At 55.9% G+C, this 24,518-nt stretch carries 21 protein-coding genes and 3 pseudogenes; 20 read left to right on the top strand and 4 right to left on the bottom strand.

Going from position 1 to position 24,518, the window contains the following annotated elements; genetic code table 11:
• Nucleotides 1-4: 4 nt before the first annotated feature.
• The 3 genes from FDY98_RS09865 to FDY98_RS09855 all read right to left on the bottom strand — a co-directional run bounded on the left by FDY98_RS09865 (nucleotide 5) and on the right by FDY98_RS09855 (nucleotide 2,939).
• Nucleotides 5-1,228, bottom strand: a complete 1,224-nt coding sequence (locus FDY98_RS09865) for an ABC transporter substrate-binding protein (protein WP_027959157.1) — start codon at nucleotides 1,226-1,228, stop codon at nucleotides 5-7.
• Nucleotides 1,229-1,392: 164 nt separating this feature from the next.
• On the bottom strand, nucleotides 1,393-2,136 hold the full coding sequence (locus FDY98_RS09860; RefSeq protein WP_027959156.1) for an ABC transporter ATP-binding protein: 744 nt from the start codon (nucleotides 2,134-2,136) through the stop codon (nucleotides 1,393-1,395).
• Entirely contained in the window at nucleotides 2,133-2,939 is an 807-nt protein-coding gene (locus tag FDY98_RS09855; RefSeq protein ID WP_022523811.1) for an ABC transporter ATP-binding protein, read from the bottom strand. The genes FDY98_RS09860 and FDY98_RS09855 overlap by 4 nt, the downstream gene beginning before the upstream one ends.
• Nucleotides 2,940-3,265: 326 nt before the next feature.
• Between FDY98_RS09855 and FDY98_RS09850 the strand changes: the two genes are divergently transcribed.
• The 20 genes and pseudogenes from FDY98_RS09850 (at nucleotide 3,266) to FDY98_RS09770 (ending at nucleotide 23,794) form a co-directional block, all read left to right on the top strand.
• Nucleotides 3,266-3,733, top strand: a complete 468-nt coding sequence (locus FDY98_RS09850; protein ID WP_009286461.1) for a MerR family transcriptional regulator — start codon at nucleotides 3,266-3,268, stop codon at nucleotides 3,731-3,733.
• A 94-nt stretch (nucleotides 3,734-3,827) separates the two neighbouring features.
• Entirely contained in the window at nucleotides 3,828-4,997 is a 1,170-nt protein-coding gene (locus tag FDY98_RS09845; RefSeq protein ID WP_027959155.1) for an isovaleryl-CoA dehydrogenase, read from the top strand.
• Between the two features lie 10 nt (nucleotides 4,998-5,007).
• Nucleotides 5,008-6,615: a carboxyl transferase domain-containing protein gene (locus FDY98_RS09840; protein ID WP_027959154.1), complete on the top strand. Its 1,608-nt coding sequence runs from the start codon at nucleotides 5,008-5,010 to the stop codon at nucleotides 6,613-6,615.
• A gap of 12 nt (nucleotides 6,616-6,627) precedes the next feature.
• Nucleotides 6,628-7,452 (top strand): enoyl-CoA hydratase/isomerase family protein, encoded by an 825-nt coding sequence (locus FDY98_RS09835; protein ID WP_027959153.1) that lies wholly within the window; start codon nucleotides 6,628-6,630, stop codon nucleotides 7,450-7,452.
• A pseudogene (locus FDY98_RS09830) lies at nucleotides 7,449-9,531 on the top strand (acetyl/propionyl/methylcrotonyl-CoA carboxylase subunit alpha). The gene FDY98_RS09835 and the pseudogene FDY98_RS09830 overlap by 4 nt, the downstream one beginning before the upstream one ends.
• 10 nt (nucleotides 9,532-9,541) lie before the next feature.
• Nucleotides 9,542-10,462, top strand: coding sequence for a hydroxymethylglutaryl-CoA lyase (locus tag FDY98_RS09825; RefSeq protein ID WP_027959151.1), 921 nt, complete (start codon nucleotides 9,542-9,544; stop codon nucleotides 10,460-10,462).
• A gap of 86 nt (nucleotides 10,463-10,548) precedes the next feature.
• Nucleotides 10,549-12,250 (top strand): annotated as a pseudogene (locus FDY98_RS09820) (AMP-binding protein).
• A 62-nt stretch (nucleotides 12,251-12,312) separates the two neighbouring features.
• Nucleotides 12,313-13,074, top strand: coding sequence for a class I SAM-dependent methyltransferase (locus tag FDY98_RS09815; protein WP_442907907.1), 762 nt, complete (start codon nucleotides 12,313-12,315; stop codon nucleotides 13,072-13,074).
• A 78-nt stretch (nucleotides 13,075-13,152) separates the two neighbouring features.
• The gene (locus FDY98_RS09810; RefSeq protein ID WP_035537446.1) at nucleotides 13,153-13,716 is read left to right on the top strand and encodes a hypothetical protein; all 564 of its coding nucleotides are present in this window, start codon (nucleotides 13,153-13,155) and stop codon (nucleotides 13,714-13,716) included.
• Nucleotides 13,717-13,915: 199 nt separating this feature from the next.
• Nucleotides 13,916-14,137 carry a hypothetical protein gene (locus FDY98_RS27660; protein WP_340146456.1) on the top strand — a complete coding sequence of 74 codons (222 nt, stop codon included), beginning with the start codon at nucleotides 13,916-13,918 and terminating at the stop codon, nucleotides 14,135-14,137.
• The gene (locus FDY98_RS27655; RefSeq protein WP_340146455.1) at nucleotides 14,098-14,391 is read left to right on the top strand and encodes a contractile injection system protein, VgrG/Pvc8 family; all 294 of its coding nucleotides are present in this window, start codon (nucleotides 14,098-14,100) and stop codon (nucleotides 14,389-14,391) included. Before FDY98_RS27660 ends, FDY98_RS27655 begins: the two co-directional genes overlap by 40 nt.
• A pseudogene (locus FDY98_RS29450) lies at nucleotides 14,304-15,382 on the top strand (contractile injection system protein, VgrG/Pvc8 family). The gene FDY98_RS27655 and the pseudogene FDY98_RS29450 overlap by 88 nt, the downstream one beginning before the upstream one ends.
• Nucleotides 15,360-15,515, top strand: coding sequence for a bacteriophage T4 gp5 trimerisation domain-containing protein (locus FDY98_RS27635; RefSeq protein WP_340146453.1), 156 nt, complete (start codon nucleotides 15,360-15,362; stop codon nucleotides 15,513-15,515). Before FDY98_RS29450 ends, FDY98_RS27635 begins: the two are co-directional and overlap by 23 nt.
• An 878-nt stretch (nucleotides 15,516-16,393) precedes the next feature.
• Nucleotides 16,394-17,068, top strand: a complete 675-nt coding sequence (locus tag FDY98_RS09800; protein ID WP_155705803.1) for a hypothetical protein — start codon at nucleotides 16,394-16,396, stop codon at nucleotides 17,066-17,068.
• A gap of 23 nt (nucleotides 17,069-17,091) precedes the next feature.
• Nucleotides 17,092-19,731: an RHS repeat-associated core domain-containing protein gene (locus FDY98_RS09795; protein WP_155705802.1), complete on the top strand. Its 2,640-nt coding sequence runs from the start codon at nucleotides 17,092-17,094 to the stop codon at nucleotides 19,729-19,731.
• 783 nt (nucleotides 19,732-20,514) lie between these two features.
• Nucleotides 20,515-20,892: an RHS repeat-associated core domain-containing protein gene (locus FDY98_RS09790; RefSeq protein WP_196517938.1), complete on the top strand. Its 378-nt coding sequence runs from the start codon at nucleotides 20,515-20,517 to the stop codon at nucleotides 20,890-20,892.
• Nucleotides 20,852-21,394, top strand: a complete 543-nt coding sequence (locus FDY98_RS26070) for a polymorphic toxin type 44 domain-containing protein (protein ID WP_196517936.1) — start codon at nucleotides 20,852-20,854, stop codon at nucleotides 21,392-21,394. Before FDY98_RS09790 ends, FDY98_RS26070 begins: the two co-directional genes overlap by 41 nt.
• Nucleotides 21,381-21,893 carry a hypothetical protein gene (locus tag FDY98_RS09785; RefSeq protein WP_027959145.1) on the top strand — a complete coding sequence of 171 codons (513 nt, stop codon included), beginning with the start codon at nucleotides 21,381-21,383 and terminating at the stop codon, nucleotides 21,891-21,893. The genes FDY98_RS26070 and FDY98_RS09785 overlap by 14 nt, the downstream gene beginning before the upstream one ends.
• 372 nt (nucleotides 21,894-22,265) lie before the next feature.
• Nucleotides 22,266-23,294: an RHS repeat-associated core domain-containing protein gene (locus tag FDY98_RS09775; RefSeq protein ID WP_051430532.1), complete on the top strand. Its 1,029-nt coding sequence runs from the start codon at nucleotides 22,266-22,268 to the stop codon at nucleotides 23,292-23,294.
• 182 nt (nucleotides 23,295-23,476) lie between these two features.
• A complete protein-coding gene (locus tag FDY98_RS09770) occupies nucleotides 23,477-23,794 on the top strand; it encodes a hypothetical protein (protein WP_155705801.1) in 318 nt (105 codons plus the stop codon).
• Nucleotides 23,795-23,913: 119 nt separating this feature from the next.
• Here the strand turns inward: FDY98_RS09770 and FDY98_RS27630 are convergent, their stop codons facing one another.
• Nucleotides 23,914-24,516, bottom strand: coding sequence for an NAD-binding protein (locus FDY98_RS27630; RefSeq protein WP_340146452.1), 603 nt, complete (start codon nucleotides 24,514-24,516; stop codon nucleotides 23,914-23,916).
• Nucleotides 24,517-24,518: the final 2 nt, after the last annotated feature.

Raw genomic sequence — 24,518 nt, 5'->3', positions numbered from 1 at the left:
GAAATTAGTTTTGCACCAATTTGCACTGGCTTTCAGATAGCGGGCGGTAGGCTTCTTCGGCGGGAATGGTGCTGAGGATTTCGTAAAGATCCCACTCACCGGTGGACTCATCCGGTGTTTTCACCTGGGCCAGGTACATGTCGTGGATCATGCGGCCATCTTCACGAATGCTGCCGTTACGGGCAAAGAAGTCCTCAATAGGCATCTCGGCCATTTGTGCACGTACGGTTTCAGGGTCGTCGGTGCCAGCGGCTTCAACGGCTTTCAGGTAGTGCATGGTGCTGGAGTAGATACCCGCTTGTACCATGGTCGGCATGCGGCCTACTTCGTCGAAATAGCGCTGTGCCCATTCGCGGGACTGCTCATCCATATCCCAGTACCAGCCGGTAGTTAGCAGCAGGTTCTGAGTGGCTTCCAGGCCAAGGGCGTGAACGTCATTCAAGAAAATCAACAGGCCTGCTAGCTGCTGCCCAGATTGAGTCAAGCCAAACTGGCTGGCCGTCGTGATCGCGTTAACGGTGTCCGCACCGGCGTTGGCCAAGCCAATAATTTTCGCGCCGGAGCCCTGAGCCTGAAGAATGTACGAAGAGAAGTCGTTAGTCGGGAAGGGATGACGAACGCCGCCCACAATTTCACCGCCGCTCTCTTCCACTACTTTGGTGACGTCAGCTTCAAGCGCATGACCGAAGGCGTAGTCTGCGGTCAGCATAAACCAGCTATCGCCGCCCTGCTCTACGACGGCTTTAGCGGTACCGTTAGCCAGCGGATAGGTGTCGTACACCCAGTGGATGTGATTAGGGGTACAGTGTTCGTTGGTAATGCTAGAAGCCGCCGAGCCGGACACGATACCCAGGCCATTGTTCTCTTCCAGCACTTTGGTCACTGCAATGGACACAGAAGACGCTACTAAGCCGCCCACCATATCGACGTTATCCTGGTCGATCCAACCACGCACGGTATTCGCGCCGACGTCAGCGCTGTTGCGATCATCTGCACTGGAAATAACGATGGGCGCGCCATCTACACTGCCGCCAAAATCGGCCACCGCCATCTCCATGGCAGTTAAGCCGCCGGGGCCTGCGAGGTCGCGATAAGTGCCGGACATATCGGCCAGGTACCCAATGCGGACTTCACCATCACTCATATCAGCCTGGGCGGTAGACACGGCGAGGCTTGAAGCGGCCGCAACGGCGATGCTGACGGCCAGCGTTTTTTTCATAAAGGTCATATTCGTCTCCTGGCCCGGAGGCCTTTGTTGTTGTGTTGTTTTTGAGCTGTTGTGTAGTCTTTGAGCTGTCGTGAAAGTGCGTACTGCAAATTACTGATTAATATTGTTGTTTTGTGATCAGCGAAACTGTTGGCGGAATGAACATTTAAGTGTCTAGCCGTGTGTTATACCCCTAGCATTGAGTTGAGATGTTCCCGACGCGATGGCAGCTGCGCGGCGCTGATTTCTTCGACAATCTGACCGTGATCCATCACGAAGTGGCGATCCGCAAGGGGCGCCGCAAAGCGAAAGTTCTGCTCCACAAGCACAATGGTCATACCACGCTCTTTCAACTGAACCAGCACTTCGGCTAGTTTCTGCACAATGACGGGGGCAAGCCCTTCGGTAATTTCATCGAGCAGCAGCATGCGCGCGCCGGTGCGCAAGATACGCGCCATGGCTAACATCTGCTGTTCACCCCCGGAAAGCCGCGTCCCCTGGCTTCTACGCCGTTCATAAAGGTTCGGAAACATGGCGTAGATTTCGTCCAGGCTCATACCGCCGGAACGCACAGTGGGTGGAAGCAATAGGTTCTCGTGCACATCCAAGCTTGCAAAAATACCGCGCTCTTCCGGGCAGTAACCCACCCCGAGACGCGGAATATGGTGCGGCTTCATATGCAGCGTTTCATTACCGTTAATCACAATAGAGCCCGTTCTGCGCCCCACCATGTTCATGATCGATTTCAACGTGGTACTTCGCCCGGCGCCGTTGCGGCCCAGCAGCGTTACCAGCTCGCCACGCTTCACATCAAAATTGACGCCGTGCAGGATGTGCGACTCGCCATAAAAGGCGTGTAGATCCTGCACCCGCAGCATTTCCAGGCTTTGCGTGTTTTCAACCGGCGCTTCGGCCTCAGCGATATTCATACGGCAGCTCCCTCTTTTTCAGAACCATCCTCTTCCGCGGCATCGCTGCCCATATAGGCTTCGCGTACCAATGGATTCCGAGAGACAGCGTCGTAATCGCCCTCAGCCAAAACAGCGCCTCGCGCCAACACGGTGATGCGATCACATAGGCGGCTAACAACGCTCAGGTTGTGCTCCACCATTAATACGGTGCGCCCCTGGGAGACACGCTTAATCAGCGCCACGATGCGGTCAACGTCTTCTGCGCCCATACCTTGAGTCGGTTCATCAAGCAGCATCATGGTGGGGTCGAGCGCAAGCGTAGTGGCCAGCTCAAGTGCTCGTTTACGACCGTAGGGCATTTCTACCGTTAGCGTATCGGCGTATTCCCGCAACCCCACTTCTTCCAGTAGTTCAAGCGCGCGCTCATTAAGGTGATCCAGGGATTTCTCAGATTTCCAGAAATGAAACGAGGTGCCCAGTTTTCGCTGTAGCGCTACCCGCACATTCTCCAACGCGGTCATATGGGCGAATACCGCAGAAATCTGAAACGAACGCACCAACCCTAACTGGGCTATTTCGTTGGATTTTTTACTGGTGATTGAGTTGCCGCGATACAAAATATCGCCGCGGGTAGGCGGCAGAAATTTGGTCAATAAGTTAAATACGGTGGTTTTACCCGCACCATTGGGGCCAATCAGTGCGTGAATATGCCCTTCCTGTACCTGGAGATTGACATCGTCCACGGCGGTGAAGCCGCGAAACTCTTTGGTCAGCCCTCGGGTTTCGAGGACAGGTCCCTGAAGGACATCGTTTGCACTCATAGAGTGGCAAGCCTCTTATTGTTGTTGTGCTAAATCTTTACAGGCATGGCAAAAGCGGCTGCTACTGCCTTACCTGAACGTAAGGTGTATGTGCAAACTAGCAACTGTAGCTATAGCAATACAATTACAACTTTGGTCTATCGACGACATTCTCCTGAATTAACAACTGTCTTCAAAACATAAATATCAACAACTTACCTGATTTCAACGCTTTTCAACTGCTAGCAACAATTGCTTTACGTTAACGTAAACTTGTTTTAGCCTCAGTGGCAGTGTTCCATAGGAGTCATATATTGGGAACAACGCCTTATTGAGAGAACGTCACCATGAGCAAAACTTACTCGATCAGTGAACTAGCCAACGAGTTTGATTTAACCACCCGTAGCATTCGCTTCTATGAAGATCAGGAACTGCTCCACCCTACGCGCCGCGGGCAAACCAGGGTTTACAGCAGCAAAGACCGTGTACGGCTGAAGCTCACCATTCGCGGTAAGCGGCTGGGGTTTTCATTGGCAGAGATACGCGAACTGTTCGAGCTTTGGGACGAAACCCGCAGCGGCAGTAAAAAGCAGCTGCATCTAATGCTTAGCAAAATAGGCGAGCGCCGTGCGGCGCTAGATCAACAAATGAAAGACATCACCATGGTTCAGCTAGAGCTTGAAAGCGCGGAGATCCGCTGCCGCCAAGCGCTCGAAGAACTACTCGAAAAAGAGCCTCAAGAAGCACAAAACGAAGAAGAGCACGCGAGTTCGGCCGATAAAGCCTCAGCCCCCTCTTCCGCCACTATGCACTGACGCGTCCGCCAGCTCGATTAGCCGACAAAACTACGCCAGCCCAGATGGCTAATTACAGATAGCAAACACAAATAATCAGCACAGGTGATTGACCATGTTTTCACACTACTCAGAACTCAATTTTGGCCTCGAAGACGAACTGAACATGTTACGCGAGCAGGTCAACGCCTTTGCTGCCAGCGAGATTGCCCCCCGTGCGGCCGAAATCGACCGCAACAACGAGTTCCCTAACGACCTGTGGAAGAAGTTTGGCGATATGGGGCTATTGGGGATTACCGTCTCGGAAGAGGATGGCGGCAGCGGCATGGGCTATCTGGCCCACTGCATTGCCATGGAAGAGATTTCCCGGGCCAGCGCATCGGTAGCCCTCTCTTACGGCGCCCACTCCAACTTGTGCGTTAACCAGATCAAGATCAACGCCTCCCCCGAACAGAAAGCCAAGTACCTCCCCAAACTGATCAGCGGCGACCACGTGGGCGCTTTGGCCATGTCGGAACCCGGCGCAGGCTCGGATGTGGTCTCGATGCAGCTACGTGCCAAGCAGAATGGCGATCACTACATCCTTAACGGCAATAAAATGTGGATCACCAACGGCCCCGATGCGGACGTACTGGTGGTGTACGCCAAAACAGATCCAGACGCCGGTTCCAAAGGCATCACCGCGTTTATTATCGAAAAAGGCATGCCCGGTTTCTCTACCGCCCAGAAGCTCGACAAACTGGGCATGCGCGGTTCCAACACTTGTGAGCTGGTATTCCAGGATTGCGCCGTTCCCGCTGAAAACATTCTCGGTGGGGAAGGCAAAGGCGTACGCGTACTCATGAGCGGCTTGGATTACGAGCGCACAGTGCTTGCAGCTGGCCCGATCGGCATTATGCAGGCCGCCATGGATGTGGTGATGCCCTATATCCACGAGCGCAAGCAGTTCAACCAGTCAATCGGTGAGTTCCAGCTGGTGCAGGGCAAAGTGGCGGATATGTACACCACCCTGAACGCCTGCCGCGCCTATTTATACGCCGTAGCCGGTGCCTGTGACCGTGGCCAAACGTCCCGCAAAGACGCTGCCGGGGTGATTCTCTACTGCGCCGAAAAAGCCACTCAGGTCGCGCTGGATTCCATTCAGCTACTCGGCGGCAACGGCTATATCAACGAATACCCAACCGGGCGCCTGCTGCGAGACGCCAAGCTGTATGAGATCGGCGCAGGCACCAGCGAGATTCGGCGGATGCTAATTGGTCGCGAACTCTTCACCGAAAGTAAGTAAGGGTCCTGTCATGAGCTCCATTTCCACTCAGATCAACCCGCGCAGCGATGTGTTTCAAGCCAACGAAGCCTCAATGCTCGGTGAAGTGAACAAACTGCGTGAACTGACCGCTGCCGTCGCCCAGGGTGGCGGCGCCAAAGCCCGCGAGCGTCACGAAAGCCGCGGCAAGCTGTTTGTACGCGACCGCATCGATCACTTGATCGATGAAGGTTCGCCATTTCTAGAGTTTTCCGCCCTTGCGGCGCACAACATATACGATGGCGAGATCCCTGCCGCTGGTGTGGTCACCGGTATTGGCCGTGTTTCCGGCGTGGAGTGCGTGATCGTCGCTAACGATGCCACGGTGAAAGGCGGCACCTACTTTCCGCTCACGGTGAAAAAGCATATTCGCGCCCAGGAGATTGCCCGCAAGCATCGCCTGCCGTGTATCTATTTAGTCGATTCCGGCGGCGCCTTTCTGCCCCGCCAGGATGAAGTCTTCCCCGACCGCGATCACTTCGGGCGCATCTTCTATAACCAGGCGACCATGTCGGCGGAAGGCATTCCGCAAATCGCCGTGGTGATGGGCTCCTGCACCGCAGGCGGCGCTTACGTACCCGCCATGGCGGATGAGTCGATTATCGTTAAAGAGCAGGGCACGATTTTCCTCGGCGGCCCACCCTTGGTGAAAGCCGCCACCGGTGAAAGCATTAGCGCCGAAGATCTGGGCGGTGCAGATGTTCACGCCAAGGTCAGCGGTGTCGCCGACCACTACGCGGAAAATGATGCCCATGCGCTGCAGCTTGCCCGCGCCTGTGTGTCGCGGTTGAACTGGCAAAAGCGCGGCAAGCTCGCCATGCAGGCACCCAAACCACCCAAACTCGACCCTGCTGAGCTGTATGGGATTGTCGGCACCGACCTGAAAAAGCCCTACGACGTGCGCGAAGTCATTGGCCGCATCGTCGATGACTCCGACTTTGACGAGTTCAAGCGCTACTACGGTGAAACCTTGGTCACCGGCTTTGCCCATATTCACGGTTACCCGGTAGGCATCGTGGCCAACAACGGCGTGCTGTTTTCCGAAAGCGCGGTGAAAGGCGCGCACTTTATCGAGCTCTGCGCCCAGCGCAAGATTCCGCTGATCTTCCTGCAAAACATCACCGGCTTTATGGTCGGCTCCAAGTACGAGCACGAAGGCATTGCCAAGCACGGCGCCAAGCTGGTCACCGCTGTAGCCTGCGCCAAGGTACCCAAATACACCGTGCTGATTGGCGGTAGCTTTGGCGCCGGTAACTACGGTATGTGTGGCCGCGCCTACGACCCCAACCTGCTGTTTATGTGGCCTAACGCGCGCATTTCAGTGATGGGCGGCGAGCAGGCGGCGGGCGTACTGGCCCAGGTTAAGCGCGAACAGCATGAGCGCGAAGGCCGCGAGTGGAGCAAAGCGGACGAAGAAGCCTTTAAGCAGCCCACCCGCGACCAGTACGAGCATCAGGGCCACCCCTACTACGCCAGCGCCCGCTTATGGGATGACGGCGTGATTGATCCGCTGCAAACCCGCGATGTGTTAGGGCTTTCTTTAGCTGCCGCGATGAACGCAGAAATTGAAGAGACACGCTTCGGCGTGTTCCGGATGTAAGGGGGTCTTACCATGGCTTACTCAACACTGAATATAGAAGAGGGTGTGGCGCGCCTGACCTTAAACCGCCCCGAGGTGCATAACGCTTTTGACGACAGCCTGATTGCTGAGCTAAACGCGCACCTTGACCAGTTACATACGTTGGCTGAAGCAGGCGATGTGCGCGCGGTAGTGCTGGGTTCAGAAGGCAAAAGCTTCTCGGCGGGTGCCGATCTGAACTGGATGAAGCGCATGGTCGATTACGACCTGGAAGATAACCTCGCCGATTCCCGCAAGCTCGCCGCGCTAATGCACGGCCTGGATACGCTGCCCTGCCCTACCGTCTGCCGTGTGCAAGGCGCAGCCTTTGGCGGCGCGGTGGGCTTGGCCGCCTGCTGCGACATAGTGATCGCCTCGGGTAAAGCCAAGTTCTGCCTTTCGGAAGTCAAAATTGGCCTTTCGCCCGCGGTCATCAGCCCCTACGTGCAGCGGGCCCTGGGCGAGCGGCAGATGCGCCGCTATGCGTTAACCGCAGAAGTCATGGACGCCGAAATAGCCCTCGCGCTGGGTTTAGTCCATCTGGTGGTGGAGCACGATAAGCTAGACGACGAAGTGGACGCCCTGCTGGCAACCCTGTTAGCCGGCTCGCCCCAAGCCCAGCGCGCCACCAAAGCGCTGATGGCCTCGGTCGCTCAAGCGCCTGACAGTGACGCCACCCGCGAACATACCTGTCAGGTGATCGCCAAACTGCGGGTAAGCCAAGAGGGCCAAGAGGGCTTATCCAGTTTCTTTGAAAAGCGCCGCCCCGCCTGGGCCGATTCTAATAACACACCCCACGCTTCGGAGCGTCGCTCATGAGTCATTCACCCCCTATTGAAAAAAACGAAAGAGCCGAAAAAGCCGCTCGCACGACGCCTTTTGACACGCTTCTAGTCGCCAACCGCGGTGAAATCGCCTGCCGCGTGATGCGCACTGCGCGCCGTATGGGCCTGAAAACCGTCGCGGTTTACTCCGATGCGGATGCCAGCGCCCGCCACGTGCGTGAAGCCGATGAGGCTGTGCGTTTAGGCCCTGCCGCCTCACGGGAAAGCTATCTCAATATTGATGCGGTGATCGAAGCTGCCAAGCGCACCGGCACCGGCGCGATTCACCCCGGCTACGGCTTTCTTTCCGAAAACGGTACCTTCGTCAAAGCCCTTGAAGAAGCGGGCATTACCTTCGTCGGCCCGCCCGCCTCAGCAATTGCTGCCATGGGCGATAAATCCGCTGCTAAAGCGCGTATGGCCAATGCGGGCGTGCCGCTGGTGCCGGGCTATCACGGCGACGATCAGGACGACGCCCTGCTGCGCAGCGAAGCCGACAACATTGGCTACCCGGTGATGCTCAAAGCCAGCGCCGGTGGCGGTGGCAAAGGGATGCGCGTGGTTGAATCTGGCGATAGTTTTCAGGCCGCATTGGATGGCTGCCGCCGTGAATCCAAAGCCGCTTTTAGTGATGACCGGATGCTGATCGAGAAGTATCTGGTGCAGCCCCGCCATGTGGAAGTGCAAGTATTCTGCGACCGCCACGGCAACGGCGTTTACCTGTTCGAGCGGGATTGTAGCGTTCAGCGCGCGCCATCAAAAAGTCATTGAAGAAGCCCCCGCCCCCGGTATGACGGCGGAGCTGCGTAGCGCTATGGGCGATGCCGCCGTCCGCGCCGCCCAGGAGATCGGCTACGTGGGCGCGGGAACCGTCGAATTTTTACTAGACATTGATGGTTCGTTCTACTTTATGGAGATGAACACTCGCCTCCAGGTCGAACACCCCGTCACTGAGATGATCACCGGCCAGGATTTGGTCGAGTGGCAGCTGCGCGTCGCCATGGGCGAACCACTGCCCTGCTCTCAAGATGAGCTGACGATCACCGGCCATAGCTTTGAAGCGCGTATCTACGCCGAAGACCCGGATCAGGATTTCCTGCCCGCTACCGGCCTGCTCACTCGCTTTGCACTGGATTTAGAAGGCGCTGGTCTAAGCGGCGACCAGGTACGTTTAGATAGCGGTGTAGAGAGCGGCGATGCGGTGTCGATGCACTACGACCCCATGCTCGCCAAGCTGATCGTTCACGGTGCCGACCGAGATGCGGCGTTGGCTACACTCAACCGCGCATTGGCGGCGCTGGATGTACAGGGTGTCGTGACCAACCGTGCCTTCTTAATGCGCCTGGCGACCCATCCCGGCTTTAAGAGCGTGGAGCTGGATACCCGCTTTATCGAGCGCAACGAAGCGACGCTGTTTGCTCCCCGCACTTACAGCATGGAGGCCTACGCCAGCGCGGCGCTGATTGGCCTGAATCAACTGGCTCAGGAGTGCGAAAGCGACTCGCCCTGGGATCGCCACGACGGCTTCCGCCTCAACGCCCCGCATACCATTCGCATTGCCCTGTGTGACCCGGCAAGTGCACAAGCGCCGGATAGCGATGAAGCGGTAGTGATCGTCGAAGGTAAACGCAGCCCTGGCGAGTCGCTGTGGAATCTCACTATTGGTGATGAAACCCTTACCGCGAGTTTGCAGCCGCTCACCGGCGATGCGGTAGCGGTTACCTTGAATGGCCACCGCCGTCGCCTGCAGGCCCGCCGCGACGGTCATGTGGTGGTCATGGCCGACCCCAGCGGTGAAACCCGCCTGTTCTGGCGGCGCATCGATGCCATTGATCACGGTCACCACGAGGCAGAATCCACGCTAACCGCACCCATGAACGGCACGGTCGTTGCATTGCTGGTAGAGCCCGGCGTTAATGTTGAAAAAGGCATGCCGCTAATGGTGATGGAAGCCATGAAAATGGAGCACACCATGACCGCTCCGGCGGACGGCAGCGTGGAAACCTTCCACTTCCAAGCCGGTGACACCGTGAGCCAAGGCGCCGTGCTGCTCGACTTTGCGGCCAACGAATAAGGAGCTCTCCATGACACTGCGCCAATCTACCTTACCTCAGCACGTTCGCCTGTTTGAAATGGCCCCCCGGGACGGCCTACAAAACGAGCCAGGGGGGATTGTACCCACGGCGACCAAAATTGCCCTGATCGAGCGGCTTGCCAAGGCGGGTATGACGCATATTGAAGCCGCCAGCTTTGTGTCACCCAAATGGGTGCCGCAAATGGGTGACGCCATCGAAGTGATGGCTGGTATTAAGCGCCAACCCGGCGTGGTTTACTCAGCGCTCACGCCTAACCTGAAAGGGCTTGAAAACGCCTTATCCGTTGGCGTTGAAGAGGTGGCAGTATTTGGTGCTGCATCTGAAGCTTTCTCACAAAAGAACATCAACTGCTCAATTGCCGAATCGCTGGCACGCTTTGAACCGGTGCTCAAGCGCGCAGGCGATGCAGGCGTACGTGTACGCGGCTACGTCTCCTGCGTATTGGGCTGCCCTTATGAGGGCGAGATCGCGCCTGGCAAAGTAGCCGAAGTCACCAAGGCACTTTATGAGATGGGCTGCTACGAAGTGTCGCTAGGGGACACCATTGGCGTCGGTACACCGCTGGCTGCCAAGCGCATGATTGAAGCCGTTCAGCAGCAGGTGCCCATTGAGTTCCTGGCGGCCCACTTTCACGATACCTACGGCATGGCGCTGGCCAATCTGTACGCGGTAATGGAAGAAGGCGTCAGCGTTATTGACGCTGCCACGGCAGGCCTCGGCGGCTGCCCCTACGCCAAGGGCGCCTCCGGCAATGTGGCCACCGAAGACGTGCTCTACATGCTTGAAGGGCTGGGGATTGAAACGGGTATCGACCTGCAGGCAATGATCGATACCGGCTTTTGGATCACCGGCGAGCTAGGCCGCAAGCCCAGTTCCAAAGTCGCCCTGGCAAAAGGCCCTAGCCGTTGAAATGAGAAGTGAATAATAAAAATTAAAAGCAGCTAACTATCCTCTGCCTTCCCGTTCGGACAAAAAAAATATCGGAGAGATACACCATGGCATCATCTACCCTTACCCAACCCAGCTACTCCAGCAGCATGGCAGACAAGCCGCTTCTAGGTATGACGATTGGCGATAAATTTGATCAAATCGCGACACAGCATGCTGATAACGACGCCCTGATTGTGCTGCACCAGAATATTCACTGGAGCTATCGCCAGCTTCACGAAGAGGTTAACCGCTGTGCCCGCGCGCTGCTCTCCATTGGCGTTAATAAGGGTGACCGCGTTGCCATGTGGGCGCCTAACTGCAGCGAGTGGACGTTAACCCAGTTTGCCACCGCCAAAATTGGCGCCATCCTGGTCAACATTAATCCCTCTTACCGTACCCATGAGCTGGAATACGCACTGAACCAGTCTGGCGCGCGCTTTCTGGTCACTGCCAACAGCTTTAAAAGCTCTGACTACAGCGCCATGCTGTATGAGCTGGCACCCGAATTAAAAGCCAGTAACGATGGCGAGCTGAAGTCACAAAAGCTGCCCGACCTTGAGTGCATTATTAATTTAAGCAGCGAAAAGCTCAGCGGCATGTGGCGCTGGTCTGACCTGATGAAAGAAGCCAACAAAGTTAGCCAAACTGACGTTGACGACCTGCAGGCGACGCTGCAGTTTGATGATGCGATCAATATCCAATACACCTCGGGCACCACGGGCTTTCCTAAAGGCGCAACGCTTTCCCCACAATATTCTCAATAACGGTTTTTTTGTGGCGGAAAGCATGGGCTTTACCAGCGAAGACCGCTTGGTGATTCCGGTGCCGCTTTATCACTGCTTTGGCATGGTGATGGGCAACCTGGGCTGTATGACCCACGGCGCCACCATGATTTACCCGGATGAGGGCTTCGATCCCGGCAAAGTACTTAAAGCGGTTCACGAGCAGAAAGCCACCGCGCTCTACGGCGTGCCCACCATGTTTATCGCCGAGCTTGAACACGAGGGTTTTGCTAGCACTGACTTCTCCACACTGCGCACCGGGATTATGGCGGGCTCGATCTGCCCTGCGGAAATCATGAAGCAGGTGATCAACAAGATGAATATGAAGGGCGTGCAAATCGCCTACGGCATGACGGAAACCAGCCCGGTTTCTACCCAGACCGGTGCCAATGACAGCATTGAGAAACGCGTTTCCACCGTGGGCCGCACCCAGCCTCACTTAGAGAACAAAATTGTCGACCCCGGTAACGGCGGTATCTTGCCACGTGGTGAAATCGGCGAGCTGTGTACCCGCGGCTATAGCGTAATGCTGAAGTACTGGAACAACGATAAAGCCACCGCAGAGGCCATCGACGAAGCAGGCTGGATGCACACAGGTGATCTGGCCACCATGGATGAAGAGGGTTACATCCAGATCGTCGGCCGCATCAAAGATATGGTCATTCGCGGCGGCGAGAACGTCTATCCCAAAGAGATCGAAGAGTTTCTCTACGCCCACCCGGCGATCTCAGAAGTACAGGTCACCGGCGTGCCCGACAAGAAGTATGGTGAAGAGCTGATTGCCTGGGTGAAACTCAACAGCACCGCGGGTGACGTCACCGGTGAAGAGCTACGCGAGTACTGCAAAGGCAAGATCACCCACTTCAAAATTCCGCGCTACTTTAAGTTCGTTGACGAGTTCCCGATGACCGTCACCGGCAAGATTCAGAAATTTAAAATGCGTGAAATTTCCATTCAAGAGTTGGGCTTGGATCAAGAATCGTAAGCGATGACCCCTTCCAACCCTTTAGCCAACCACTATCAGCGCGCCTGCGCGCTGATGAGATATTGGCGCAGATCAATGCTCACTACCCTGCTGGCCCTACGCTGCACCAATTGGCGCCTTTGGATCAGCTGCATATTGGCGGTGTGGCAGCCTCTACACGGCTGCTGGAACGGCTCAACCCTGACACCCACGGTAAGGTGCTGGATATTGGCGCTGGGCTGGGCGGGCTAATGCGCCAGGGTGCTTCACTCGGTTTTCAAATGATGGGGCTGGATATCACCCACGGTTTTAGTGCGCTCAATAAATCGCTGAGCTTACGGGTACAGCCAGACGCCCCACCGCTTGCCTGGGTAACGGGCGATGCTAGCGCTCTGCCCTTTGCGGATAACAGCTTTGATGCCGTGCTGTTTCAGCACAGCCTACTCAATATGCCCGATGCCACCAAGGTAATCGCAGAAAGCCGTCGTGTTCTGCGCCCTGGCGGGCAGATAGTGATGCACGAAGTGGTCAGCGGCCCCAACGTGGCGCAACTTCGCTACCCAGTGCCTTGGGCAGCCTCCTCCAAGCACTCCCATCTACTTACCTTGGTTGAACTAACTCGACTGCTTGAAGTGGGCGGCTTTCAACTTGAACACGTGGACGACTGGAGCGAAATGGCTTTGGCGTGGCGCCAGCGGCAACGTCAAAAAGAGCAGACACCCCGGCAAGCGGTGCTGTCCCCCCAGTGGGTATTTGGTGAGCGCTTTATCACTATGGGTAAAAATTTAGTCGATAACCTAGCCCAGGGCGCAATTAAAGTGGTGGAAATCCAAGCCAGTTGCTAATCTGAATAGAATTGCTTTTTCCTCTCTACCCATGGCTATACGACAACACTTGGGTATGTACCGATAGGTGTAAGAGAAATGCCAATCAAACGCTTGGCAAGCACCCTGCTCTGCTGCTCCGTTCCCTGGTTTAGCAGCTACGCCGACGACACTCCGCCGGTGATGGCCTATACCGCCCCTAATAGCGAACTCATGCAGCTGGATAACGGCGTTATCTTAGAAGGCAGTGACCTTCAAAGCCTTGATAACTATACCAGCGGTTTTCGGGTCACCGCAGGCTACAGCCCCTGGCGCCTCCCCCAAATCGATATTGGCGCTGAAATTGCCTACCGGGAAAGCGAAGAGATCTCCACCTCCTCCGGTGTTAACCCGCTCATCATGGATACACTCAGTTTAGGTGGCGCCATTGTTGCCGGAGTTCGCATGGGTGCTTTCAGCATCTATGCGAAGTCCGGCATCACAGAATGGCGTGGGGAAAGCGACCTGGAAGGCGCCGATGAAAGCGGTACTGCATTGCTGCAAGGTTTCGGCGCCACGGTGACGATCAATCGACTCGTCAGCCGCCTAGAGTACGAACGCATCGACGCCCCAACCCTCAGCCACCTCAATATGCTAAGCGCCTCGTTGCATCTTCCCTTCTAACGCTCAACCTCAATTAATTTAAATTCGCTTTTATCTGATTACCCATCGATTTGTAAGATATGGCTTAAAATTTTGTAAGCCATTTCTTACAAGCGTGTAAGCCATTAACGCTTCGTGCCCTCAAGGGGTTGCCCTCTGCCACTGGCTCGCTATCCTAACTCGTTCTCATTTAACAGATAACGATCCAAGGAGCGGCGCGATGGCAGACGGCACAGGCCTACAGTTTACCCTGACCCTACCCGGGGCCGATGACACCGCCGTGGTGCGCTTTACCCATCGTGAGGCGCTGTCTGAGCCGTTTGCGCTCTCGGTTGAGTTCGCCAGCCGCACCCACGACCTGTCGCCCAGCGACTGCTTGGATCAAAACGCCACCCTGACCTTTTGGCAGGACGGCGAGCCGCTACGCGTGTCCATGGGATAATCGCTGAGCTACACCGCGGCGACCGGGGACACCGGCGCAGCTTTTATCGGGTGGAGATTCGTCCCGCGCTATGGCGGTTATCGCTGCGCCATAACTCGCGTATCTTTCAGGACGCCTCGCCGTTTGACGCCATCACACGCTCGCCAGCGAACGCAGCCTCACCGATATCGGCTTTGCCACCACCCGCACGCCCCTTGATCGGGAGTTTCTGGTTCAGTACCGCGAGACCGATCTGGCCTTTATCGAGCGCTTAGCCGCCGAAGAGGGCTGCTTCTATTTCCATGAGTTTGAGAACGCCGAGGGCGGCAAACACCAGTTGGTATTTGCCGATGCCACCGTGGTGCTGCCCAGCGTGGGCGAGCGCACCTACCACGGCCGCGCCGGGGGCACCCGCCCCGACGCCACCTGCGTAAATTGCGTCAGGCCAACCGCGTGCGCCCCGCCTCGGCGATGCTCAAGGACTACACCTTTAAGAACCCGCCCTATGCGCAGATCCACGAGCACCTCGCGCCAGGATTGGGCGAACACGCCCAGCGGGAGGATTACGAGCACTTTGACTACCCCGGCCGCTATAAGAAGGACGCTTCCGGTAAGCCGTTTACCCGCCACCGCTTAGATCCCTGCGCGCCGACGCCACCACCGCCGAGGCCGAGAGTGACCTGCCCGAGCTCGCCCCCGGCATCTGCTTTACCCTCACCGACCACGATATCGATAGCCTTAACCAAGCGTGGCAGGTGGTCTCGGTGGTACACCACGGCGAGCAGCCCCAGGCCCTGGAAGAGGACGGTATGGCCCGGGGCGGAAATGGAGTGGAGCCAGTCAGCGCAAGCAGGCGAGCTGATGACCCGCTACCACAATGACGTGGTGATCATGCCGAAGGATCAGACCTTCCGCCCGGTGCCCAACCCCAAGCCGCGGGTCGATGGCCCCCAGGGCCTTTGTGGTGGGGCCGGAAGGCGAAGAGATCTACTGCGACGAACACGGCCGGGTCAAGGTGCAGTTCCCCTGGGATCGTTATGCGATCCTGATGAGACGCCAGCTGTTGGATACGGGTGGCCCAGGGTTGGGCAGGGGTGGCTACGGCAGCATGGCGATCCCCGGATCGGCCATGAGGTCATTGTCTCGTTTTTAGAGGGCGACCCCGATCAACCGCTGGTCACCGGGCGCACCTACCACGCGGTGAATACCCCGCCCTATCCCGCCGGCCAACAAGACCCGCACGGTGATCCGCACCCAGAGCCATAAGTCGGAAGGCTTTAACGAACTGCGCTTTGAGGACGCCACCGGCGAAGAGCAGATCTGGCTGCATGCCCAAAAGACCTGGAGCTGCTCACGCTTAACGACCGCACCGAGGAGATCCGTCGGGACAGCCACCTAAGCTGCACCGCAACCGCTTGAGCGAAATCCATAACGACGACCACCTACCGTACACGGCAAGCGCTACACCCAGATCAAGGGCGATGACCACCTCCAGGTCGATCAGACCCGCCATGAGGTGTACGGTGAAGCCCAACTGGTCGAGACCGGCCGCGAGCTGCACCACAAGCGGGCAGCCAGATCGTTGGAAGCGGTAGCGAGATCACCCTAAAGGCGGGGGCAGCTTTATCAAGCTCGACCCCGGCGGGTGACCATTGTCGGCCCCCAGGTCAAGATCAACTCCGGCGGTAGCCCCGGGCGCGGCCAGGGCCACGCCATTGTACTGCCCCGCTTACCCGGGGAGCCGAGCCTGAGGAGAGCGAGGACGTCACCCTCGACCGCACCAGACACCGCTGCTGAGCAGTGAGATTGCCGCGCGACCCCGTTAGCGTTGGACGATATCGATCACCGATGGCCTGGCCGACGACTGCAGTGCCTGCCAACCCGCGGTGGGTAGCCCGGTTAATCCACTCTGGGCGCCAAGCTGCTGCCCGCGGAGACCGATTTTGCCCTCCCGGCGCCACGGCCCTTTGTGTTTAGCCGGGTTATCTCTCCAGCAATGGGCGGAGTGGGGTACTCGGCCAGGGCTGGTCGATACCCGGCGAAAGCCTCGCCATCACCCTCAGCGACGACGCCTGTACCGTCCATGATGCTCAAGGACGTCAAATTACCTTTGGGCCACTGGCCCCCGGCCAAGCGCGCTTCTCGCCTACTGAACAGCTGTGGATTCGTCGTGGAGGCGCCTCAGTCGATGAAGAGAGTAACGCGCCCCGCTGGCAAGCCCTGGATGAGACATTACGCAATGATCCCGAGCGCATCGTCCTGAGCGATGCCAGCGGCTTGTATTATGTCTTCGCGGATAATGCCGCTTCTGCGACAGAAAAAGCCACCACCGATGCCGGCCGCTGGCCCTTAATCGAAGAGCGCGACCGCAACGGCTATACCACCCAGTACCGCTGGGAAGGTGGCCTGCTGGTGCAGGTGATCGACAGCGCCCAGCGCCACTACCAGCTGGTTTACGATGGCCTGTTACCCGCCATGCAGGACGATAACGGCCAACGTTTAACCGGCGTTAAGCTGGTGCAGGCCCACGACGGTGAGTCGGCAGACAAGTGGCTGGTGCGCTATTCGTTTAGTCCCGCAGGCGACCTGATTGCGGTACGCCACCGTCACGGCGAGGTGGTGCGTGAGTTCGAGTGGCAGGATCACATGCTGACTGCCCACCGGGTACCCGGGGGCATGGAAGCCCACTACACCTGGGATCGCCACGCCCCGGATGGCCGCGTGGTGGGCCAGCAGGAAGCCGGTGGCTTAGCGCGGACGTACAGCTACCAAGTGGATCACACCCTGGTCACCGACAGCCTGGGCCGGGAGGAGCGCTACCACTTTGTGGGCAGTGGCCCCGGCCGCCGCTGGACGGCCCATACCCGCGCCGATGGCTCGCGCATTGAGTTTCGTTACGACCGTGCCGGACGTAAGATCGCCACCGTGGATCCGTTGGTCATGAGACGCTGATTGAACGGGATGACCACGGGCAAGTGATTGCCCAGGTAACCCCAGACGGCACCCGCTGGGCCATCGAGCGCGATGCCCTGGGTCATCCGGTGAGTATCGAAGGCCCTGACGAGCAGCGCTGGCAGATACAGCGCAATGACCTCGGCCATCCGCTGGAAGTCACCGGGCCGGAAGGCACCACCACCTTCGCCTATGACCATGCCGACCTGCCCGACCGCCCTACCACCGTCACCGATGCGGTGGGTGCTACCCACCAACGCGAGTGGAACGCTCTGGGTCAGGTCAGCGCCCAGATCGACTGCTCACAGCAGCGTACCGAGTACGCCTACGACCGCCACGGTTATCTGGCCAGCGTGACGAATGCATTAGGTGAGACCACCCGCACCCAGCACGACGAGATGGGTCGGCGTATCGCCACCCAGCTTCCCGACGGGCTCTACTGGCACCACCATGTGGATTCTTTAGGGCGGCTGGTGGAGCTGGAAGGCCCCCAAGGGTTTCGGCAGCAGTTCTTCTTCGACGACCACGGCCGCCCGGTGCAGCGTATCGAGGCCGATGGCAGCCAGCAGTTTATCGCCTATGATGACATTGGCCGCCTAAGCGAACTCACCCTGGGCAACGGCGCAGTCTACCGCTTTGCTTATGACGAGATGGATCGCTTAGCCAACGAGACCGGCCCCGATGGCCGGGAGCAGCAGTACCGCTACGATGACGCCGGGCGACTGATCGAACGCATTGAGGCCAACCGCACAGGCCCGGATGGCCAGCCGCTGGTCACTCGTTACGACTATGACGAAGCCGGTCGTCTCACCGCCCGGCACTTGCCCGCCACCGAACACGCCCCGGCCAGCAGTGAAAAATATCAATGGGGCGCCAATGGTCAGCTACTCAGCGTCACCAACGATAATGGCGAGGTCAGCTTTAGCTACGACCACGCCCAGCGCTTAATCGGCGAACAGCAGCGCCATGCGGGCCTAGCAGGTGAGAGTGGCTGGCAGTGGCAGCACCAGCACACGCTCACCGCCAACGGCGCCCCCGAAGCCAGCCAGTTCGGCGACCTACCGGCGCTTAACTGGCACACCTACGGCAGCGGCCACCTGCATGGCCTAAGCGCCCCCGGCCTTGATCTGGAAATTGCTCTGGAGCCCGACGCCCTGCACCGGGAGACCCAGCGCCGTCTTAGCACCGGTGCCAATGCGCACAACCAGCCGCTAGTGCTGGAGCGCGGGTACACGAACCTGGGCCAGCTAGACCACCTCACGCTGCGCAGCCCGGACACCACTAGCCAGCAGGACTACCAATACGACGCCCTGGGCCGGATGAGCTTCCGCAGCCTGCAAGGCGATCCAGCAGAAAAAGTCATCGCCTACAGCTACGACGCTGCCGGACGCTTGATCGGCAGCCAACACGGCGATCATGCCCACCGCTACAGCGTGGACGCGGCGGGCAATCGGCTAGAAGGCCAACAAGCCCTATCTGATAATCGATTGGGGCAACTCAACGGCACCCGCTACCGCTACGACGGGGCCGGTAACCTGACCGAACGCCAACAGCCCAACGGCGAACGTTTAACCCTGGGCTATGACGGCGCGAATCGCCTAGTGCAGCTGATCCACGCCAGCGAGCTGGGGGCGACCCGCGAGGCCACTTACCGTTACGACGGCCTGGGCAGGCGGATCAGCAAAACCGTGCGCCACACCAACGGCACCACCGCCACCACCCACTACGGCTGGGACGGTGATCGCATCGTCCGCGAAGAGACGGACAATCAGCGCACCACGGTGATCTACGAGCCGGGCAGTTTTGTGCCCATGCTGCGTATTGATGATACTGAACAAGGCCAAGTGCTCAGCGCCTATATCACCGATGCCCTAGGCACCCCGATGCAACTGGTCACCCCCAACGGCCAACCCCGCTGGCTGGCCGAACCCGACGACTGGGCGGCAGTCAAAAACCAACGCGCCGTGCGCAATGTCACCCAACCAATCCGGTTCCTGGGTCAATGGCACGATGAAGAAAGCGGGCTTTACTACAACCGCTACCGCTATTACGACCCGCAGCAAGGACGATATATTAGCCAGGATCCGATTGGATTAAGAGGCGGCACGAACATGTATGGTTACGTGACCAATCCGATCAGCATGGTGGATCCGCTGGGGTTGAGTGGATTTTTAGGTGCTGACTTTAGCTCTCTTCGATCCGGAGGTGCACTAAGGCCAGGAACAATAGGGCAATGTTCTCTTGAGACTGTTGTTGTTGATAATACAGAAGAAGCTTGGGCTCATTATAAAAATGGATATGGGCAGGAAGTAGCATTAGGCCCAAATACTAAAGAAGCTTTGAGAAATCATCCGTTGGTTCAACGTCAATCTGAAGCTTTAAAAAATGGTACAGCAAAATATGATAACGGCAACTTAAGTGCAGATATGACTTTTGATGTTTTCCACGTTGGTAGAACTCGAGTCGACTTCAAACAAGAATGTGGTTCGACAACTTGTACGACTACGTTTACAGGTTTTGCTGGCGATGGCTTTTGGGATGCGAATGAATTAGCACCATGGACTCATGATGGCCCCGGTTCGGGTGGTGAATTTTCAGGTGGCACTACCTATCCTTATAAACCATATGTATGGGTAGAGACTTACCCAACCCCCAATAAGTAAACAGGCTGCTGACATGGAATTCTTGACTTTTATCGTTCTTATTGGTTTCCTTTTTCAATATTCAATTATATTTTGATTACAGTAGGGTTGCTAATTCTCTCTAAGAGAAAATGGCCAACTCATCATTCTCTTAGCGCATCAATTTAATACTTATATTTGTTGTGTTTTTTTTATCAATTGAATTTTATACAATTGATCTTTATTTTGTTAAGAAACTAGAGAGTTTGATTTGGATGGTAACGGAGTATTTTCGGCTAATGAAAGAACAGACCAGCAAAAAAAATACTTTAATATTGTCATATATGATGCAGGTAGGTTCTTGGCACCTTTCTTTATTGCTTTTCTCTCGATAGGGTATTCGATTTTCGTTTTTTTAAGTGTTAAGTTATTTTATCTTATTAAAAAATAATAAGATATTGTTAAAGAGGGTAGGCACATGCTGGCTTTCTCGGCGGTAGCGTTGTAGTAGCCATAGTATTCTTATCACAATGACACGCGCCATCAACGCTCCGGTCCTGACCTGGGAATCGCCCTGAATCCCGATGCCCTGCATCACGAGACCCAACGCCGTCTCAACAGCGGGGATCAAGCCCAACCATTAATACTGGAGCGGGTTACACCAACCTCGGCCAGTGGATCACCTTACCCTGCGCGGTGCTAACAGCGCCGCCAGTGAAACAGCAGTACCAATACGACGCCCTGGGGAGAATGAGCTTCCGTGTGCTGCAAGGCGATCAAGCATCAAAAGTCATGCACCACGGTGTTGTATGAACCGGGTAGTTTGTGCCATACTCTGAATCGATGACACCCAACAAGGCCAAGTCCTCAGCGCCTACGTCACCGCCCCCCCCTGGGTACGCCGATGCAGTTAGTCACCCCCAACGGCCAACCCCGCTGGCTCACCGAACCGACGACTGGGCCGCGGTCAAAACCAACGCGCCGTGCGCAACGTCACCCAAACCGATCCGGCTCCAAGGCCAGTGGCACGACGAAGAGAGCGGCCTCTACTACAACCGCCACCGTTACTACGACCCGCAGCAAGGCAGGTATATTAGCCAGGATCCGATTGGGTTAAGAGGCGGTACGAATTTGTATGGCTATGTGTGCGAATCCGACGGGGATGGTGGATCCGCTGGGGTTGCATGGTTTTTTAGGTGCTGACTTTAGCAATCTTACGAGCTCAACCACATCCTGCTCACAAGCAGGTGTACCGAAAAGGTTTCAGGATATTCTTGAACAAGGGAATATTGATTTTTGTGCTAACATTTCTGAAGCTGAAAACATGTCTTTTAAAGATTGGGTGGCAGCAGTTCAAACAAATGGTAAATGGGATTATAAAAACGAGCTAAATGATCTAGGTATTGACTCAAACCTCCTGGATGACTTCGGAAATTATCATTTTGGTGCTGTTGCGGGCGCTTATGGCTTTAACTTAGAAAGTAGTATGTACGGTGCAGGAGCAAATCAGGTTATCAGGCAAGGTGGAGGAACACCTAGTGACTTAGCTGCAGCTACTGGCTTAATGAGGATTACGACAGGCGGTTATTTATTTCCAGACTTTGCGACAAAAATTATGACAAATTCTGGTTTCACTTGGGGAGATAACCCAGGAGATTCTGTGAACATAATGAATGGCTGGGAGTATTACAATGAATGCAAATAATATTATGTTTTATTTTATTTTTCTATTCTCTGGGATATTATTGGGCTGTGATGCTGAAAACTTTAGTACCTTTGACACCATGCCTCCTGATGAAGATATTGAAATTCTTTTCGCAAATAAAAACGACTCTATCAAACAATTAGTTGAGTTTTGCAAATCAAATCCTAGCGTTAAATGGCTTGGAACTGAATCAACTGGTATAGACCTTTCTACCGTACTGGCTTTCAAACCGGAAAATACTAATATAAGTGAGGCAAGGAGAGCATTTACAGATATCGGAGGGGAAGCCCTTATGTGTACTAGGGACTGGAGCCAACAAGATTTCCCCTTAGTTTCGGTAACTTTACCCTTGTATAGTTCTGGACTTTCAGTTTCAGGAGTTAGTAAAGGCATTAAATTCATCCCCATTGTTAGTAACAATGTGAGGGCTAGGGTTAAAAGCGGCGAATTGAAAAAGCTAGGAGAGGACGGTTGGTATATTTACTTATCGGAGACTTAATCTGAATGAAAAGCTCCTGAGCTGAACCTATAACCGTAACATGGCTGACCTAACTCGCCACCGCACCGAGGTAGGGAAGTTAACTAGCAGGATTCCTTGACGTTAGCGTTGCAGAAGCATTGTCGTCTGATTCTGGACTCATAGGATAACTGCAGGATCACACGGTAGAAACAGGAGCGCCTTCACCGGTACCCTTATCGGCGCCGCCGGGTATCGCTTAGAATCTAAAGATAATCAGAAGGCGCTGCCTGACAACCGACTCACTCAGCTTAACGGTACCCGCTACCGCTACGATGGTGCCGGCAACCTGGTCGAACGCCAACAGCCCAACGGCGAACGCCTAACGCTTGGCTACGACGCGCCAACCGCTTAGTGCACCTGATCCACGCCAGCGAGCTGGGGGCGACCCGCGAAGCCACCTACCGCTACGACGGCCTGGGAAGACGCATCAGCAAAACCGTGCGCAACCCCAACGGCACCACCGCCACCACCTACTACGGCTGGGACGGTGATCGCATCGTCCGCGAAGAAACCGAGAACCAGCGCACTACGGTGGTTTACGAGCCGGGCAGTTTTGTGCCTATGCTGCGTATTGATGATACTGAACAAGGCCAAGTGCTCAGCGCCTATATCACCGACGTCCTGGGCACCCCGATGCAACTGGTCACTCCCAACGGCCAGCCCCGCTGGCTAGCCGAACCGGACGACTGGGCGGCGGTCAAAAACCAGCGCGCCGTGCGCAACGTCACCCAACCGATCCGGTTCCAGGGCCAGTGGCACGACGAAGAGAGCGGGCTCTATTACAACAGCCACCGGTACTACGACCCGCAGCAAGGACGTTATATTAGCCAGGATCCAATTGGTCTTAACGGCGGCACGAATTTGTATGGCTATGTGACGAATCCGATCAGCATGGTGGATCCGCTGGGGTTGAGTGGTGGGCCTTATGGGCTAGGCGGCGGCCCGTATTCACAGTCAAATCGCATTTCCAGATCTGTGGAACAAGCGGAAGACGCTTTTAGTACCAGACTTACCATACTCAAAGAAAGTATAACTAAAGCAGCTAATTATATGAACGGGTTAGTTAGAGGCTCATTAAGTTTTGGGAGAAACTACCTCGATATGCGGGAAGCCAATACCATTGGAGGCGACAAGTATTTCCATTGTAAGGCGAATTGTGAGGCCGCCCAAGGTGGCAATGGAGGGGGCAGCGCTGCAAAGTGCATAAGTGATACACGTGAGTGGTTTGATCAACATATAAAAGGCAATTCAGTATCATCTTCCGAAGATGATCAAGTGGCTAACCATCATGGCCGAAATAATGGGGCTGCAAATTCAACCGAAGATTGCAGTCAAATATGTGAGTTATTTAGACCTAATGGACTACCGTCTCAATATTAAGGTGTTTATGAATAAAATAATCGCTGTGATTGTAATACTACCACTTCTTTATGGCTGTGAATTTTGGGAAGTGGACAAATGTCTGGACAGAGGCGGAAAATGGAATTACGACGATGGAGTTTGCGAGTTTGAAGAGTCTGCAAAAAAGTCTGCATAACTACCTGCTAGGTAAGAGAAGGCACTTGTCATTTTTCATTGGCGATAGCGGCTGGACGCTTTATCACTATAATACGCACCATATGCGGCCACCTGCACAACTTAAGCGCCCCCGGTTTGGATCTGAAAATCACCCTGGAGCCCTATGCCCTGCACCAGGAGACCCAGCACCGCCTCAGGACAAGTGCCATCAGCCGCTGGTGCTAGAGCGCGCGTATAACCACCTCGGTGGGTTCGATCACCTCACCCCCGCCCCCCGCCAGCAGAGCTATCAATACGACGCTCTGGGCCGGATGAGCTTTCGCAGCTTGCAAGGCGACCCGGCTTCTAAGGTGATTGTTTAAAGTTACGACGCCGCCGTGCGCTTGATCGGCAGCCAACACAGCGACCAAGCCCATCGCTACTCGGTAGAAGGGTGTGCCCCCCCTAATAAATCAGCGCACCACAGCAAACCGCCATTTTTCTATGCCTTGTGCTCCTGATCAACCTCAGGCGGTGTCCAAATAGGCACATCCTGCCGTTGCGGCTCTGGCCAATCCTGCTGCATTGCGCTGTTCAACGACTCTTCCAGCTTCATAAATAGCTCACCGTAGCGGGGGCTGAAGCTGATGCCCTCTTCGATCTCTTTCCAGGCCTCAAACAATTCATCCTCATGGGCATCTTCGTTCTGTACAAAGGCCCAGGTCATCTGCTTAGCTCGCATAGGGTGCACGCCCATGGCAGTCAGTGCGTGCCCACCCAACTCCAGCGCTGAATGATAGGTTTCACTGATAACATCGTCGGCCCCTGCATCACGTAGTTGATAGCCATGACCACGGTCGAACGCACGGGCCAGCACCCACACTTGGGGGTAAGCATGCTTCACATGCTTAACCATCTGCACGGCACGCTCACGATCGTCTAACGCGATAACTAGTAACCTAGCGTGCTCAATCCCTGCGGTCTCAAGCAAGTCGGAGCGGCTGGCGTCACCAAAGTAGCTTTTGATATTAATTTTACGCAGGTTCTCGATCTGCTCGATCTCATGATCCAAAGCCACAATGGGAATGTTGTTGGCGCGCAGCAAGC

The sequence above is a fragment of the Halomonas sp. PA16-9 genome, from assembly GCF_009728585.1.
Lineage (GTDB): Bacteria > Pseudomonadota > Gammaproteobacteria > Pseudomonadales > Halomonadaceae > Vreelandella > Vreelandella titanicae.
The sequence above is the reverse complement of the archived record's forward strand: the minus strand, read 5'-3'. Positions and strand labels throughout refer to the sequence as shown.